General features: G+C 45.1%; 15 protein-coding genes. 9 read left to right on the forward strand and 6 right to left on the reverse strand.

All coding sequences use genetic code 11. From position 1 onward, the window contains the following. Positions 1–21: 21 nt before the first annotated feature. On the reverse strand, positions 22–705 hold the full coding sequence (locus tag DFP79_RS00585) for a PspA/IM30 family protein (protein ID WP_243730162.1): 684 nt from the start codon (positions 703–705) through the stop codon (positions 22–24). Between the two features lie 20 nt (positions 706–725). Then, a complete protein-coding gene (locus DFP79_RS00590) occupies positions 726–1,154 on the reverse strand; it encodes a YjfI family protein (RefSeq protein WP_133501949.1) in 429 nt (142 codons plus the stop codon). Positions 1,155–1,301: 147 nt separating this feature from the next. Between DFP79_RS00590 and DFP79_RS00595 the strand changes: the two genes are divergently transcribed. From DFP79_RS00595 to DFP79_RS00605, 3 genes are read left to right on the forward strand one after another with little or no spacing between them, the layout of a single operon-like run. Further along, entirely contained in the window at positions 1,302–1,646 is a 345-nt protein-coding gene (locus DFP79_RS00595) for a DUF6471 domain-containing protein (protein ID WP_133501951.1), read from the forward strand. Then, positions 1,640–1,927 (forward strand): TfoX/Sxy family DNA transformation protein, encoded by a 288-nt coding sequence (locus DFP79_RS00600; RefSeq protein WP_133501953.1) that lies wholly within the window; start codon positions 1,640–1,642, stop codon positions 1,925–1,927. The genes DFP79_RS00595 and DFP79_RS00600 overlap by 7 nt, the downstream gene beginning before the upstream one ends. Next, positions 1,927–2,943: an oxidoreductase family protein gene (locus DFP79_RS00605; protein WP_133501955.1), complete on the forward strand. Its 1,017-nt coding sequence runs from the start codon at positions 1,927–1,929 to the stop codon at positions 2,941–2,943. Before DFP79_RS00600 ends, DFP79_RS00605 begins: the two co-directional genes overlap by 1 nt. Here the strand turns inward: DFP79_RS00605 and DFP79_RS00610 are convergent. The 3 genes from DFP79_RS00610 to DFP79_RS00620 form a co-directional block, all read right to left on the reverse strand. Continuing rightward, positions 2,926–4,479: a coiled-coil domain-containing protein gene (locus DFP79_RS00610; protein WP_133501957.1), complete on the reverse strand. Its 1,554-nt coding sequence runs from the start codon at positions 4,477–4,479 to the stop codon at positions 2,926–2,928. The genes DFP79_RS00605 and DFP79_RS00610 overlap by 18 nt on opposite strands. A gap of 208 nt (positions 4,480–4,687) precedes the next feature. Then, positions 4,688–7,258 carry an ATP-dependent helicase HrpB gene (gene hrpB / locus DFP79_RS00615; protein WP_133501959.1) on the reverse strand — a complete coding sequence of 857 codons (2,571 nt, stop codon included), beginning with the start codon at positions 7,256–7,258 and terminating at the stop codon, positions 4,688–4,690. 151 nt (positions 7,259–7,409) lie between these two features. Beyond that, entirely contained in the window at positions 7,410–7,739 is a 330-nt protein-coding gene (locus tag DFP79_RS00620) for a 2Fe-2S iron-sulfur cluster-binding protein (RefSeq protein WP_133501961.1), read from the reverse strand. A gap of 91 nt (positions 7,740–7,830) precedes the next feature. On the opposite strand from DFP79_RS00620, the gene DFP79_RS00625 reads away from it, so the two are divergent. From DFP79_RS00625 to DFP79_RS00650, 6 genes are all read left to right on the forward strand, one after another. Further along, positions 7,831–8,562 carry a response regulator gene (locus DFP79_RS00625; protein ID WP_133501963.1) on the forward strand — a complete coding sequence of 244 codons (732 nt, stop codon included), beginning with the start codon at positions 7,831–7,833 and terminating at the stop codon, positions 8,560–8,562. Next, positions 8,562–11,093 carry a PAS-domain containing protein gene (locus tag DFP79_RS00630; protein ID WP_133501965.1) on the forward strand — a complete coding sequence of 844 codons (2,532 nt, stop codon included), beginning with the start codon at positions 8,562–8,564 and terminating at the stop codon, positions 11,091–11,093. Before DFP79_RS00625 ends, DFP79_RS00630 begins: the two co-directional genes overlap by 1 nt. A 158-nt stretch (positions 11,094–11,251) precedes the next feature. Next, a complete protein-coding gene (locus tag DFP79_RS00635; RefSeq protein WP_133501967.1) occupies positions 11,252–12,271 on the forward strand; it encodes a sugar ABC transporter substrate-binding protein in 1,020 nt (339 codons plus the stop codon). 131 nt (positions 12,272–12,402) lie between these two features. After that, a complete protein-coding gene (locus DFP79_RS00640; RefSeq protein ID WP_133501969.1) occupies positions 12,403–13,488 on the forward strand; it encodes an ABC transporter permease in 1,086 nt (361 codons plus the stop codon). Beyond that, the gene (locus tag DFP79_RS00645) at positions 13,488–14,282 is read left to right on the forward strand and encodes an ATP-binding cassette domain-containing protein (RefSeq protein ID WP_133501971.1); all 795 of its coding nucleotides are present in this window, start codon (positions 13,488–13,490) and stop codon (positions 14,280–14,282) included. Before DFP79_RS00640 ends, DFP79_RS00645 begins: the two co-directional genes overlap by 1 nt. Before the next feature lie 48 nt (positions 14,283–14,330). After that, the gene (locus DFP79_RS00650; protein ID WP_133501973.1) at positions 14,331–15,287 is read left to right on the forward strand and encodes a substrate-binding domain-containing protein; all 957 of its coding nucleotides are present in this window, start codon (positions 14,331–14,333) and stop codon (positions 15,285–15,287) included. 47 nt (positions 15,288–15,334) lie between these two features. Here DFP79_RS00650 and dld read toward each other — a convergent pair whose 3' ends face one another. Next, entirely contained in the window at positions 15,335–17,083 is a 1,749-nt protein-coding gene (gene dld / locus DFP79_RS00655; RefSeq protein WP_133501975.1) for a D-lactate dehydrogenase, read from the reverse strand. Positions 17,084–17,106: the final 23 nt, after the last annotated feature.

A 17,106-nucleotide genomic window follows, 5' to 3' on the forward strand; every position in this document is an offset into this window, starting at 1 on the left:
TCCGATACTCTTAAATGCAGTTTATTCTGCGCGCGTTTTTATTTTGTCTAAAATGTTTTGAGCTGAAGTTACGTTTAGCGTAATGCCTGCGTTCTTGAGCTTTTCATCTAGGGTTGAGCGGCTCTCTAACTCTTGAGAAGCTTCTAGTCTCGCTTCAAAGTGCTCTTGTTTATTTCGAATGCGCTCCAAGCTTTCTTTTGCAGATGCTACGGAAGGTTTTCCTGTGAGAATATTGGCATGCATATTTTCTTGTGCTTTGTGAACTGAATCTGTTGCCTTCACTTGTTCTAATTGACGATAAAAGTCTGAAATGTCAGTTTCCGCTTTTTGGATCTGAGATCGCAATGTGTGTGCGCTTTTAGCGAAATGTTCTGCTTGGTCTTTGTTGTTTTTTTGTTCTGCTTCTAGGGTGGCGATGTGATGCGCAATCTCTAGTGCTAATGCTTCGTTATTTTGCTTTAGCGCGACAAACGCATTGTTCTCGTATTCTTCTATTTGGCTGGAGAGCTTTGCTATTTTCGCTTCCGCCTGTTTTTGGCTCGCTAACAGCGTAATTTCGCTCTCCTTAGCAAGATCCAATGACGCTTTTGATTCTCGTAGCTCTTGCTCAAGAATTCGAATTGCATTGTCATCAACAACGGCTTCTCCCATTTCTGAAGCGCCACCTTTTAAAGCGGTAAAAAGCTTACTGAATATGTTCATCATTCACTCCTTTGGATTTCAGTTTATGGCTTTAAGGTATTAAAACGGTACAGAGGTTCGAGCGTATCAATGACATGAAAGGTGTTCCTTACTAAGAGTTGCAGCTCTTCAATAATGACTTCGATCTTGGAGTTGGTTGAGAGCGCACCAAAAATGACATACCAATCAATACCGCCAATCGGTTGAATTCCTATTGTGCTTAATGGTAGATATTTGTGGGTTGTCAGAAGTCGGTAGTCGATTTCAGATGGATTTTCAAATTCATGTCGCTCCACCAAGGCAGCCTCTACAAGGATTTGCCCATCGCCTATTGCCATGATGATAGGCAAGTCTCCGAATTCATTGAAAATGAGGGTCAGTGTGCTTTCTTCAAAGGAAGCAGATACATGGTGTGATTGATAAAAGCCTGTCTGAGTAAAAGTGTTGTGAATACTTTCCAAAGTCCAATTCATGCTAACGTCCTTAAGCTTTTAGTTCTCTAAAACCATAACCATGTTTTTAAATATATTCAACAAAAATTAAATATATTTAACTAAAGTTGAAAATAAACGTTCATTTGCTATGCTGTCAAACACGTTACATTAGTGAGTCACATTGCCATGCCTAAAAAGGATCCTTCGATAAGCCAAGAAATGGAAAGCCTTCTTGTCGTGAGTAAAATGGAATGGAAAGAAACCTTAAAGAACTGGTTGCCTGCGTACATTAAGAGAGCTGGCCTCGATCATGAGACTCTGTCTAATCAACTGTGGGAGCAGTTTAATGTGCGTCAGAAAACGACGAATTTACGCTCAAAATTTAGTCAAGGCACGGTTGACGGGCAGCTATTGATGCAAATTCTTTTATTGTGCGACCAACAAGTGAATTTGACGGAAATCAGTGAGTGTTACGAAAGAGCTAAAATGAAAGTTAGGGATGCAACTACGCCGGATGACACAAAGTGTTAAAGCATGACGAAGGGGTTACGCATATTCGTCAACTTATGAATCTGGGCCCAAAAAGTGAGAAAGTACTCCACGATATTAACATTAAGAGTGTCGATGCTTTCTTGTCGGCAGATGTCTTTGATGCGTATAAGCGGCTCTATGAAAAGAGCGCGTCGGGAGTAAGTCTCAATATGTTGTATGCCATGATCGGGGCGCAAGAGAATGAGCATTGGCAACGTATAAAAGCAGAGCGTAAGACGGAGATCTTGTTACATCTGGATGACTTAGGAATTGCAAGGTAATGATTTCCCCTGAAATTTATATAAAGAGAGCGCTAAAAGCTAAGTATGTCGATCGGATCGAGTCTATTCAAACGTTATGGAGTGGCTATGGGGAAATTGTCCGATATAGGGTTCATGAGTCTGGGGTTATTGGAGAGCCTGACCCTCATTACGTCATCTTAAAATCCATCAGATTAGACAAGGTTAACGAGCATCCGCGAGGTTGGCAGTCTCACCATGCCCATGAACGCAAATTGCGATCTTATGACATGGAAGCGAATTGGTACGAAAACTGGTCAAGTCGGTGTTCTAAATCAGAACGTGTTGCGCAATGTTATGGCGTCTGGCGCAGCGATGATGCAATCTATATTTTAATGGAAGATTTGGATGCATCTCATTATTCGGTTCGAAAAGTGAAACTAGCGGTGCATGAATGTTTAGCCGTATTGGATTGGTTGGCCAACTTCCATGCTCGATTTCTGGGTATAGAAAATAGGACCGATTCTTTCGATCTTTGGCAGAGAGGAACGTATTGGCATTTAAGTACACGACCCGACGAGTGGCACGCTATGACAGACTCTTTGTTAAAGGAGCACGCCAATCGAATAGACTCTGCAATGGAAGGAGCCACCTATAAAACGTTATTGCACGGAGATGCGAAAGTGGCGAATTTTTGCTTCTCAGCGGATCTTAATCAGGTCGCGGCGGTGGATTTTCAGTATGTTGGGGTAGGGATCGGCGTTCAAGATGTCGCGTATTTTTTAGGGAGTTGCCTCAGCGAAGAAAATCTATCTGAAAACCTTTCGTTTTTATTAGAGCATTATTTTGGTGAGCTTTCGAGGTGCTTGGTTGCAAGGGGCGAATCGCCAGATTCTGCTGAAAAAGTTGTAATGGAATGGGACGCTCTATTTGTTGTTGCATGGGCCGATTTTCATCGATTTATTCTTGGCTGGAGCCCTGAACATGCCAAAAATACCGCCTTTAGTCGCAACATGGCAACTAAAGGCGTAGAGTTTGTTTTAAGACGCGATGGATAGACGAGCGTTCTCGTCGTCTTCTGCGTCATGTGCTAACGGTGACTCTTCAGATCGGGTTGGCGGTGGAGATTGTTGTTCTGGTTTCGCGTATATACGCTGCATATAAAGTCCCGCAATCGCCAAGAACACCCCAGTAACAGCACTGATGAAGGCTAATGAAGCGAACCAAACTAATGCAACTAAACCAACCGTCGATTTGGAAACCTCAATGGCTTGTTCCTTGTTTTCAACGTAAGCCGCCATACGATAAATTTGGTTTGAATTTACTAGGCGGTTTACTTCGTGTGCAATCAGTGTCTGTTGTTGCTTGTATTCGTAGATTTGAGCATCAATGCTCGTCACTTCAACTTGAATGCCATCGTACTGAGTAAGTAACTCTGTTTTTTCGTTATTTGCTCGGCTAACAGACACGCTGCGTGAGCGAGCAGCAACATCTTCTGTTTGTTCTAAGGTGGCTAACAAGGTTGCTTTTTGCGAACTGTTCTTTTGCTTTTGTTCTTCTATTTGCTGTTCCAAATATGTAATGCGATTTCGTACTAAGTCGATGCGTTTTTGGTAATCTTTGCCAAGCAACTGCAATTGATCTTGAAGCTGTTTTTCTGTTTGAGTGCGCTTTTCTAATGCGCCGTCGCCCGTGGTTCTATCTGTTACTTGATAGAGTCTTTCTTCTTTCTCTTTGATCAAAGCCCGATATTTCTTTTCTACCTGAGAGCGGGTAAAAAAGCCTGCATCAGCCACTTCACGTTCCATTTCCTTTTTCAGGTCTTCGAGCTCTTTTTCTTGCTTGCTTCTATCGCTTTCAGTGTTGTTCACATAACTGTTCAGCAACGCACGGAAACGTTTTTGCAGCGCGTTACGTTCTTGATCCCAAGCGTCATAGATGTCACGCTCTTTTGCGTTCAACGTTTGAATCTCTTGCTCATAACTGCCAGTGCCAACGTTACTTAGTCGATCAAGTTGTGCGTTTATGCGCTCTTTTTCTTGATTCATTTGAGCAAGGTAATAGCTATGAGCGGAATTAATTTTGCTACGGTAGTCCTTTTCGACTAATTCAGGGTCAATGGTATCTATTTCAGCCTTACGCGTTTCTAAATCGTCGATTTTGGCTTGAATCAGCAAAGACTCATTTTTTTGCTCATCAATGGTGAGGTTTAGATTCGAAAAGTTACGCTCAAATCCGTTCAACATAGTTTCAAATGTGATGGTCGCGAGTAGGGTTAGTCCTAAGAAAAACAGGATACGCCAGTAGAAGTGCTTCGCGTACATCATGGCTGTTGCCAATGGGATTTTTGCCGCTTCAACTACAGCCACTAAAACAAAAGGCAACGCAGCGACGACAATACTGCTGTAATCGCCCATTGAAAGTGATTCGCTTCCGCGGTTTCTATTGAGCTCGGTGTAAGCTGAAAATGAGACCACCAAAGAGATCATGAAACCGATGGAAACCGCTAGAATTTCCACAACCCATGCGAAACGTACCAATTTAACGCCGGTTTCAAAGAGTTTTTTGTTTGAGAGCGGGTTGTAAGTATCCATATAGTGAGGCGTCCGAGTATGAGATTAAAGTAAACGTAATGCTTATCGTATTAAAGAAGACTAATGATAAAAACATCTTATCTTTGTTCAACGACTGCCGTGTTACAGCCGAGATATAAGTGTAATATTTTGTTAAAAATAAGCAGCACAGTCTAACATAAAGCACGATTAGTGCCAGATTTAAGAATTCCTCACTTTCTTTCAAACATCAACGTTGAAGTGCTCGGTTGGTTTTACTAGTGGCCGTTGCAGTTAAAGGATCTTCAGGCCAAGGGTGTTTAGGGTAACGCCCTCGCATTTCTTTACGTACTTCTGGATACACATCCTGCCAAAAAAAAGTCAGGTCCTTAGTCACTGCAAGCGGTCTTCTCGCGGGTGAAAGTAACTCAATTTTCACCGGAATGCCCAATACTTTGGGGCTGCTTGTCTCGCCAAACATTTCTTGAAGCTTCACACTGAGAACGGGCTCACCAGAAGAGTAATCTACAGAATAGGACGACCCAGACGCGACTTTGATTCGTTCTGGTACGATATTGCCAAGTTGCGTTTGTATCGGCCAAGGCAAGTAAGCGTTAATAATTTGCTTAAGATCCAGTTTATTTAACTTAGCTTGGGATGTGACGCCGGTAAGGAAGGGAGATAGCCAATCGTCTAGTGACTGTATCAATCCGTTGTCTGATACATCCGGCAGTGAATCTGCCAGTGTTTTTAGATCGTTAGATACTGCGTTTCCGGCTTCTTGCATCGCGGAAGATTGAATAAAGCGCAACCGTGCGAGTAATGCTCTGCTGGAGTCATCCCAAGGTAAGGCATTGAGGCCTTCCGTTCTAACAAAATCACAAAAGGCTTGGTTTATCATGGATTGGCTGAGATCGTTTCTAGGAGTGGAAGAGATACAGAGTTTGTTGATCCATATTTGCTTTTCACCGATGAGGCGCTGTGTTTTTTTGTCCCACTCGGCCACTTCTTTTTTTATCAGTAAATTGGGACGATGTAGCAATAACGAGTTGATGTCGATTTCAGAAGCAAGAAAAATTCGATCGGAATTTCGGTTTGCGGCGCCGCCTAAATCTAATACAACAATATGTTCACAACGTGAAAGAGGGTCGAGCGAGCTGAGCGTGGCGGTGCGCCCATTGCTTAGCTTATAGAGTGTTTCTTCACCTTGTTGTCTAACTTTTTGAGCAATTCGGTCGGGGAAACCGTAGGACAGCATTAGACCCAAAGAACATTCAGAATCCATTAAGTTAGACTGCTCTTTTGCTGCCTTTATCTTTAACGCCGATAGTCGCTTCTCCCATGATTGAGCGGTATAAAGGTAGCGTTTTGCCTGCGCTTTTCCGTCACTTAGCCAAGTTAGTCTATGCTGTATATCGCTGTTATTCCCAGAATGTGATGGAAAAGGGTCTCCTTCATGAATCAGTGCGCACAGTTGTGTAATATCCCTTGGTTTCGTCGCGCCAGAGTGGTTCATCATAACGGCCAAACGAACAGGGGCGTTGAGCTTACTGATGTTATTGCCTGACGGTGTCAGTGACAACGTGTGTGGCGATGACAGTACACCAAGTTCAAACAGCAGAGATTGTGCTTGTCTCCAGTGCCCGTCTGGAGGGGGCGTAATCCAGTTTAATTCAGATTTGTTTTCGCATCCCCATAAGGCGAGCATAAGCACAACATCCGTAAGGTCTTCTAATTCGATTTGAGGCTGCGCTTGCTCCGACAATTGGTTTTGTTGCTCTTGAGACCACCATCGGTAGCATACGCCAGCTTGTGTGCGTCCCGCACGGCCTAAGCGTTGTGTGCTTTCTGCTTTTGTAACGCGGCGTGTGTGTAACCTTGTTGTGGCGGTATTAGCGTCTAAACGGGCCTCTCTGCTAAGGCCAGAATCAATGACCACTCGAATGCCTTCTATGGTTAAACTTGTTTGAGCAACGCTCGTTGCGAGCACTATTTTTCGTTTACCTTCTTTGGCGGGCGCAATGACCTTTTCTTGTTCCGCCATCGACAAATTGCCATACAACGGCAACACATCTACGTCGTCGAGATATCGTTCGGTTGTACGAGCGTTGAGTAATTCGCTCTCGACTCGTCGAATCTCACCTTGCCCTGGTAAAAACACTAAAATGGAGCCGGGCTCTTCAATTAAAGCTCTTAAAACGGTCTTGGAGACGACACTCGGAATCTCATAGTGTTTTAACGATTGGTTTGAATACTTAATCTCGACGGGAAATTGCCGACCCTCACTGACAATGCTTTGACATTTTAAGTGTTGCTCTAGCAACGTTGTATCTAACGTCGCTGACATGATCAGCAGTTTCAACGGGTCTTCATCACGAAATAATTGTCGACACTGTTGGGCGAACGCAAAAGCGAGGTCGGATTGTAAGTTACGCTCGTGGAACTCATCGAAGATGATGAGACCGACGTCTTCAAGAGAGGGATCATCTTGAAGCATACGAGTCAAAATCCCTTCGGTGACGACCAACAATTGAGTTCGTTGGCTTTTTTTTCCTTCTTGGCGTATTTGATAACCGACTGTTTCTCCAAGTGGCTCTCCCAGTTGCTCTGCAAGTCGTTTCGCGGCCGTTTTTGAGGCAATGCGGCGAGGTTCCAGCATGACAATAAGGCGATTTTCTAACCATGGCTCTTGCAATAATGCTAACGGAACAACTGTCGTTTTTCCTGCTCCCGGTGCTGCTTGCAGAATGGCTTCGTTATTATGAAGAAGCTGTTTTTTTACTTGGGGAATTACATCGTAGATAGGGAGATGTTCGTTCATGCTAATGTCATGGTCACTTACAGTCTGGTAGAAATAAAAGAAAACAGTATGACGCCAACGAGCTTGCAGCGGCGTTGAAACAACTCAGTGTAACGCATACTTAAGGTCTCATTATAACGGTTCTATAAAATATCCAATCTAGTAAAACGATCTATTTAGAGGAGCGTTTGGCGTATTTTGCTTTTGGAGGGCCAATAGTAACGGAGGTTTCGCACGTCGCAATGCAAGGTAATATATAGCCATCAAATTGTTCTTGTTCCGACAAACCGCGTGGAATCCGGTTGCTATAATGTATCTTGCCCTCTAGCAGAGGAGTAAGGCAGATTCCACACGCCGCATTTCGACAAGCGTGTTTAATATCGATACCCTCTCTTAGCAGAGCGTCAAGCAACGTTTCACCGTCTTGAACTGGGATTGTTACACTTTCTCGTTCTTTCGAGCTGTTATCAACTAGGCAGATCGTTATAGAATCTGAAGACATAATTGTGCGGATATCCAAATTGATGACGGTAAAATGGCGAATTCCGTAAGTCTGACTTAATTGTCCAATAATTAGAACAAGTATCATATTAATGACAGAATTAAGTAAAAAAACCTTGCTCGTGGTCGACGATGATCAAGATATACGAGAGTTGCTTTGCGATGTTCTATCGCAAAAAGGCTATGTCGTTATTACCGCCGAAAACGGTGCCGATATGTGGCCTCACTTGCAGAACCAAATGATTGATTTGGTTTTGATGGACCTGTTTCTACAAGAAGAAGACGGGCTGCAACTTGCTCGGCAAATCCGCGAACAGCATGCAATGCCCATCATGATGCTAACGGGGAAAGGCGATGAAACGGATCGAATTTTAGGGCTTGAACTCGCGGCGGACGATTACATGATGAAGCCGTTTAATATTCGCGAATTAACGGCTCGTATTTACGCATTGTTGCGCCGTGCGAGCGCGATACCTGTGACGCCAAACAGCGTCGAAGAAGAGCACGAATGTTTGCGTTTTGGAAATTGGATTCTAGATCGAACAGCCCGCACCCTAAAAGACATACAAGGAAAACAAATATCGCTAACACACGGTGAGTTTTCATTGCTAGAAGTGTTGGTAATGCACCCTGATCGAGTCTTAACACGAGAGCAAATTATCGATTACAGCCGTGGTTTAGAGACAGAAGTATCGGATCGAACGGTCGATGTGCTCATTCTCAGATTACGACGGAAAATAGAAGTTAATCCTAAGACACCTGAGTTTGTGAAAACGCAACGAGGCATAGGCTACTTGTTTCAAGGTCCCGTCAGGAAAAACTAATGAAACTGACCAGCATTCGGCAAAAAGCGTCACTTTCGATCCTGACCATCAGCCTCGTGGCATGCTTCATGGTGGCGATTGGTTGGCAGGCAATGCGTGTGAGTGAATCAAGTTTGGCTGAGTTCGAAGCTCGAACCTTACCCGAGATCAGTACCGCGCTTACGCTTGCTGAAGGAGTTGCTCAACTTGCTGCAACCGCGCCCTATACCGCCAGTTCTGCCCGCCCATTTCAATTGCAAACAGAAGCCAAGCATTTACAAAACGGAATTCAAGCATTGCGCAGTGTTGCTGAATCGCTCTTAGACCCTGATTTTAAATTAGAAGTGAATCAACGTCTGGATGAACTTCAAATGACATTGGAAGAGTTGGTCAGGCTTGTGCGCGAAGAATTGTATATTCGAGAAGACAACTTAGCACAACAGTTTCGCATACGCGTTTTGGAAAGCAGTGGCGTGAACGAAGGTGAGTTGAGTGTCGAGCGTACAAAAGTACTTTTTTGGCTGCTAAAACTCATCGAAGACTCAGGCCAAGTGTCGCAGGACATTGTGAGTGATTTAGATCTTCTGCATCAAGTGCAGCCAAGTAAAGACATTACAGAACGCTTTCTTGCTGCTCAAAAAAGAATGAATGAAATCACAGAGCGAAAGACCTATCTGTTGATTTCAACCCGAGCTAAGTCGGAGCTATTGAGTGAACGAGTCAGTAACTTCGTAGGAGCATTGAAAAAACGGGTCAGCCGGCAACGAGAAAAAGTTGCAGAAGTAGTAGCGAATGGCCAGCTCTGGATATTTGGTATTTCCGCATTTTTGCTGATTGGTCTAATGCGCCTTTACTGGTATAGCCAACGCATGACGAAGGATTTAGAGGCCGTCACCCGCGATATGGAGGCCTTGTCTAAAGGCGCGTTGGATTCCGATACCATCCAACTAGATCGGGACGATGAGATAGGAACATTGGTGGATGCGTTTGAAGTGTTTCGCCGTGATGCAATATATCGAATTGAAGTAACATCGGAACTTTCAGAGCAAAAACACTTACTTGAAACCATCTTTGACAATATGAACGATGGATTAAGTGTGTTTTCAGCAAAAGGTGAATTGGTTGCTTGGAACCAAGGATACGAAGCGGTATTTGGCTTGAATAAAGGCGATTTGAGCGTAGGAATGACCTTGCCCGATGTGCAGCGGCTCATCAGTCTAGTAACGCATCGCAATGTGAGTATCGAAAACGAACTGGTGTATATGGATGAGGTAAACGAATCCCGCCATCATTCGTCGCAGAGCTTTGAGCGTCATTTTGACGACGGACGTATTATCGAATTTCGCTCTAAACCGATGCCAGAAGGTGGTTTTGTTACCTTATATACAGACTTAACAGAACGAAAAAGTGTTGAAAGCCAGCTCAGACAGGCCCAAAAAATGGAAATGCTCGGTCAGTTAACGGGCGGCGTTGCGCACGATTTTAATAATCTCTTAGCGGCCATTATGGGTAACTTACAAATGCTGTCCGACAGTGAAAACTTATCTTCGGATCAACGTCGGTATACTGAGCGCGCGCTGGCCGTTTCGGAAAAAAGCAGCAACCTTGTACAACGACTCTTGGCGTTCAGTCGTCGGCAACAGCTCTTTCCCGAATGCACTCATATTGATGATCTAATTGAAGGAATGCTGGATCTGGTGGAATACAGTGTGGGCAGTCATATTGTCGTCAAACCCAGTTTAAATTGCCCCGACATACAGTGTTTAATTGACCCTTCTCAGCTGGAAAATGCACTGTTGAATCTGTCTCTAAACAGTGCAGCGGCCATGCCCAATGGCGGAACCTTAACGTTCTCAACCAAAGCTTGTACCTTACCAGACAGCGATATTCCCGCTATTAGAGTGGCGGTTGAAGATACTGGAGAAGGGATATCGAAAGACGTATTGGCGCGTATTTTTGAACCCTTCTTTACGACTAAGCCTGTTGGCAAAGGCAGTGGCCTTGGTTTGAGTATGATTTATGGCTTTGTCAAACAAAGTGGTGGCGACATCATCGTCACTTCTGAAGAGAATCAGTGGACAAAAGTGTGCATCTTCCTGCCTCAACACGCAGCATCCCACATCGCCTCTCGTATAACGACATCGGACGCGACTGATACAAGTGACACTGTGTCTGTATCGATCCCAGAAGATGCGTTAATTTGGCTGGTGGAAGATGACGAAGAAGTGCGAAATGTAATGCGCTCACAGCTTATTCAACTCGGTTTCATTGTGCAGAGTTTTGATCGCGTGGAAACCGTATTGGAATCCCTTGAGAAAGCCATTCATCCTGATGCAATCTTAAGTGATGTAAACCTCGCGGGTGTGAGGAATGGCGTGGAGTTGGCGCACTTTATAAAACAAAATGAAGCACTATCAAGTATTCCTGTGGTCTTGATGTCGGGGTTGCCAAAGCAAGAGCTGCATAACAAATATGCATTAAAAGAAGACGATTTACTCTTGTCGAAACCGTTTACCATTCGAACGCTAGAAGCGGTGTTTAAAAGTAAATAATCCTATTAATTTCTGAATTATTACAAATATTTCAAAAAAAAGTACGGCTTTGAAATTCTCCATTAGTTTTTATCAGCCATAGTGATGGTGAAGCAGATATAAACATCTGGCTTTAAAGTTATAAACCGACCGATAAAAATAATTCTGGAGTCGAACTAATGAAATTCATGTACCGTAAACTCGCTTGCATGGTTGCTGCTGGCGCCCTATCTACTGCTGCTATGGCAGAAACCCCTATCATTGGTCTTATTACCAAAACCAACACAAACCCATTCTTCGTAAAAATGAAAGAAGGCGCTCAAGAAAAAGCACAAGAGCTGGGTCTAGAACTTCGCACATTTGCGGGTCGTTATGATGGAGATAATGAAACTCAGGTTCAAGCCATTGAGAACCTGATTGCATCGGGTGCGAAAGGTATTTTGATTACACCAAGCGATCCAGCAGGTATTGTTCCTACCATTCAACGAGCACGAGAAGCTGGGCTTCTTGTTATCGCACTAGACACACCTCTGTCTCCTGCAAGTGCAGCGGATATGACCTTTGCTACAGATAACTTTAAAGCCGGTGAAATGATTGGTAAGTGGGCCAAAGCGAAAATGGGCGACAAAGCCAAAGACGCTAAAATTGCATTGCTTGACCTAAATACCAGCGAAATTTCTGTTGATGTTGCGCGTGACCAAGGCTTCTTGAAAGGCTTTGGCATAGATATCAAAGATCCGCATGACATCGGCGATGAAACTGACTCTCGCATTGTCGGTAACGACGTGACTCAAGGTTCTGAAGAGGGTGGACGTCGCGCGATGGAAAACCTAATGCAGAAAGACCCTGACGTTAACCTTGTTTATACCATCAACGAACCGGCTGCGGCGGGCGCTTATGAAGCACTTAAATCGTTTGGTATGGAAGACGACGTGATGATCGTATCGGTAGACGGCGGTTGCCCAGGCGTTCGTAACATTCGTGACGGCGTGATCGGTGCAACGTCAATGCAGTTCCCTCTAAAAATGGCCGCAGAAGGTGTTGAAGCCATTGCGACCTTCGCGCTATCTGGAACGAAACCTACTGCAACTGACGGGTTGGATTTCTATGATACAGGCGTGACCTTGATCACTAATTCACCTGCAGACGGTGTTCAGTCTGTCGACTCAAGTGTCGGCCTGAATATGTGCTGGGGTTAATCTAACGCTGAGAGAGAGCCGCACAGCGGCACTCTCTCAAAACGAAATAGTCTCACTCTTCCGTTTTTGTGCGGCTAGCAGCTCAGACGCTTGCTGCTGGTCGTCTTTTCTCGCTCGGAGTTACCGTAATTATGAGTTCAACCAATTCTCAAAGTGCAAACGACAAAGTCGCAGAGCACGATAAAGTGGCTGATCAGGCTGGCACGTATGTCGCTCAGTTTGAATCAAAAGGAAGCTTGGTTCATCGCTTTCAAAAATTTCTTCATCAATACCCGGTCGCTGCACCACTTATCGTACTTATACTTGCGATTTTCGGCTTCAGTTTGATTGTTGGGGATCGCTTTTTACATCCTTTCAACCTTTCTCTTGTGTTGCAGCAAGTTACGATCATCGGCGTGATTGGTATCGCCCAGACCTTGATTATCCTTACTGCGGGTATCGATTTGTCTGTAGGTGCCATCATGGTTCTGTCTTCCGTTGTGATGGGACGAATGGCAATCGATTATGGTATCGACCCTTCATTGGCTCTATTGATCGGGCTCGCAACGGGCGCGATAACGGGATTTATAAATGGCACCCTAATTACGCGCCTTAAATTGCCGCCTTTCATCGCAACCTTAGGCTCATGGAACGTATTCTTTGCGTTAAACCTATGGTATTCAAAAAGTGAAACAATTCGCTCACAAGAGATCGCAGCGAATGCGCCTCTACTACAATGGTTAGGTGAAACGATCAATTTATTTGGTGCTCGCTTAACGTACGGCTCTATATTAATGCTGTTGTTGTTTGTGGTGATTTGGTATGCCTTAAACTGGACGGCTTGGGGTCGCCATGTCTATGCAACAGGGGACGATCCAGCGGCCGCGAAATTAGCGGGTATTCGTACAGATCGCGTGTTGCTTTCAGTGTATGTTCTAGCGGGCGTTATTTGTGCTGTCGGAGCGTGGGTGCTGATTGGTCGTATCGGTTCTGTGAGTCCTCAAGCTGGGTACACGACAAACTTAGACAGTATTACAGCCGTGGTTATCGGCGGGTGTAGCCTCTTTGGTGGTCGAGGGTCGATATTCGGCACATTGGTCGGTGCGCTTATCGTCGGTGTTTTCCGAAATGGTCTAGCACTGGCGGGCGTTGATGTACTTTGGCAAGAATTTACCGTCGGTATTCTAATTATCGTTGCCGTTGGCGCGGATCAGTGGATCAGAAAGGGGACAGCATAATGAGCGTTGATATGACACAAACACCCGTTCTACAGGCAAAACGTTTAGTTAAACGCTACGGCAGTGTTACTGCGATTGACCATGCAGAATTTGAACTTTATCCCGGTGAAATTTTAGCGGTAATTGGTGATAACGGAGCGGGCAAATCGTCTTTGATTAAAGCCTTGTCCGGCGCGCTTGTACCGGATGAAGGTGAGATCTTATTAGATGGAAAGCCTGTTTCCTTCCAATCGCCTATGGAAGCACGTGAGTTAGGCATTGAAACGGTGTATCAGAATCTTGCTGTCGCGCCTGCATTAAACATTGCCGACAATTTGTTTTTAGGGCGAGAACTGCGTAAGCCGGGGATTTTGGGTTCGGTGTTCCGTATGCTTGATAAAAAAGCGATGGAAGAGCGCGCTCGTGCGAAAATGCAAGAGCTTGGTCTTTTGACGATTCAAAACATCAATCAGGCTGTTGAATCTCTTTCTGGAGGTCAGCGCCAAGGTGTTGCAGTTGCCCGTTCCGCTTTATTCGGCAGTAAAGTTGTGATTATGGATGAGCCAACGGCCGCATTAGGCGTGAAGGAATCTCGCCGCGTTTTGAACTTGATCAAAGAAGTACGTGACCGAGGGCTGCCCATTGTTCTGATCAGCCATAACATGCCTCATGTCTTTGAGGTTGCGGATCGAATTCACATACATCGTCTTGGTAAACGTGCTGCGGTGGTAACGCCTCAGTCTCATTCTATGTCTGATGCCGTTGCGATCATGACAGGTGCTATGGAAGTAGACGAATCCACTGAAGCGGCGTAAGGTAGGCGACTTCTTTACGTAAAGTGGCTTCTAGCAGGAAAGGCGGTTATGAGCAGGTTCACAGCAAGACTCAAGAAAACAGCTCGTTTAATTAAGAGTAAGCGCTTGCTGACCTGTATCGCCTTTTCGCTCTTCTTTACCTCATCTCCGTCTATCTCAACCGAACCGAGCGTATTGCGCTCAATCGGCATCAGTGTTGCCGATTTAGGCAACCCTTACTTTGTAAAATTGGTGGAGTCGACTTCGAGCAAAGCGGAAGAACTTTCTCCCCATCCCGTCAGAATGCACATTCGTTCGGATGCTTACGATTTAGAGCGCCAAACGGAGCAACTGAATCAATTCATCGACGAAGGCGTTGACCTTATCGTATTAACCGCAGCGGACGAATACGGTGTTGCCCCAGTGGTCGCAAAAGCACGGCGGGCGGGTATCAAAGTCATTGCTGTGGATGTGAACGCAGAAGGTGCAGACGCGACCATTACCACTGATAATGTTCAGGCTGGGCGCATTGCGTGTGAGGAACTAGCAGAGCGTATAGATTACAAAGGCAACTTTGTGATTATCAATGGCGTTTCTGTTTCATCCGTCGTGGAGCGAGTTGCGGGTTGTAAGTCAGCGATCAGTCGCTATCCAAAGATCAAATTACTCAGCGACAGACTAAACGGTACAGGCAGCCTTGAAGGCGGTATGGAAGCCATGACGTATCTCATGGAAGCCTACGATCATATCGATGCTGTATTTACGATAAACGACCCAACCGCATTGGGCGCGATGCAAGCAGCCGACCAAGCCAACCGGAGTGAGTTTCTACTCGCTTCTGTAGATGGGGCAGAATTTGCGAAACGTTATATTGATAAAAGCGACATTTGGATCGGCACCGCAACGCAGCAGCCTGTACAAATGGCAGAAAAAGCAGTCGAAATTGGCTTAGATTTGTTGAACGGTAAGCAAATAGATCAAAAATTTATACTGATACCGTCAGAATTTTATGAGGCTGAAAAATAAAGGCGCTTCAATTGAGCGCCTTTATTCTGTATTTCTAAAGTGGGTTTTTAATGACCCCCACAATCACTATTAGAGCAGCCACCTTCTTTCATTAATTCTTTCCAGTGTTTCAGTTTACTTGTGCCCCCGATGCCGGGATTGAAGGCGTTGGTTGGGTCGACTTTCTGGTAATGGTCGCGCAGTGCTTGCTTGGCAATGTATTCATGGCCAACATTATGCTCTGCGGGGTATTCGGCTCCACGAGTATCGAAGGATTCTAAAATCTTATTCTTCACCGCTTTCGCATCGACCCCTTTTTTCATAATGTAGTTTTGGTGCATGACATGACAGAAGAAGTGTCCGTAGTACATCTTCACTGCGATTTGCTCTTCAAGCTCTTTTGGTAACGTTTCGAACCACTCGCGTTCGTTACGAGGGAAGGCCACATCAATGGTCATAATGGAGCCAAGGTCTTTGCCCTCCATTAAGTGGTAACGCCCAATCGCGCCACCAGCAACAAAACGATGAAGAATGGCTTGATCCGCTTCGCGCTCAGTACAAGCGAAGAAATCGCCTTTGTTGTCTTTGAAGAACTCATCTAGGTAAGCTTGCGCTTCATCTACACCCGCGTTTGCTGTTTCCACAACCCAATGATGCTCGAAGCGTTCACGGAACTGTTCCATGCGTTGTGGTAGATGGTTCGGGAAAAAGTCTGCAATAAATTGCATAGCGCGATCAGAGAATTTGTTTGGTAAAAACGAAAATTTACCCGCGATACGGTCGACAGTTCGTTTCATGGCAAACATCTTAGGCATGTATTTCGTGCCCATCTTGTCGATGACCAAGTAGCTGTCTTTTCCGTATTTCTTACTGATGTCGTAACACGTTTTGTGCATGTACTCGCCAGAGACTGGCAAGTTGTCGAATTTTGACAGCATATCACGACGAATTTGTTCCATGACCGCTGGATCATTCGTGCCAATGTAGAACACTTGGTGTTTTTCAGGGATCGGAAAGGTGTCCATTCGTACGGCAAAGACAGCCAGCTTACCAGCACAGCCAGAAGATTCATGGAGGCGGCGAGGGTCAGCGTTAAAGCGAGACGGTGTTTCGGCATCGACATCACGAATACGCTTATTGTACTCGTTGTCAGAAGCCCGTTTATCAGGGAACAGGATGTCCGATTCTTTATACGTTTTGTTCTGAAGATTCGATAAAATTTCTTCAGGTGTTTCACCCAAATCAATACCCAAATGGTTCACAAGACGCAGCTCACCTTCAGGCGTAACTTCCGCATATAAGGTAAGTTCTGTATACGCTGGGCCGCGTTGTACAAGCGCTCCACCAGAGTTATTACAAATGCCGCCAACGATCGATGCACCAATACAAGAAGAGCCGATAACAGAATGCGGCTCACGACCAAAAGGTTTAAGGCGTTCTTCAAGCCCAAACAAGGTACTGCCGGGTAAGCCAACAATTTGTTTGCCTTCGTTAATAATATGAATGTCGTCGATGCGCATAGTGCTCACGACTACAATAGGGCGATCGTAATCGTTCCCGTTGGGTGTTGAACCGCCAGTTAAACCGGTGTTGGCGGCTTGCATGATGACAATGGCGTCAGCTTTGACACAAGCCTCAAGCACTTTCCAAGTTTCAACTAGACTCGCTGGTCGAACAACGGCATACGCTTCACCGCCACCCAATCGAAACCCTTTGCAAAACGGTTGTTTTTTGTCTTCGTCCGTTAGTGTATGCGCAGCGCCAACAATGCTTTGTAGCTCGGCAGCCAAATTTGAGTTGAAACTTGGGTTTGTCATAAGTGTCTTTCGTCGTATGGTGA

The sequence above is a fragment of the Marinomonas balearica genome (assembly GCF_004362145.1).
Taxonomy (GTDB): domain Bacteria; phylum Pseudomonadota; class Gammaproteobacteria; order Pseudomonadales; family Marinomonadaceae; genus Marinomonas; species Marinomonas balearica.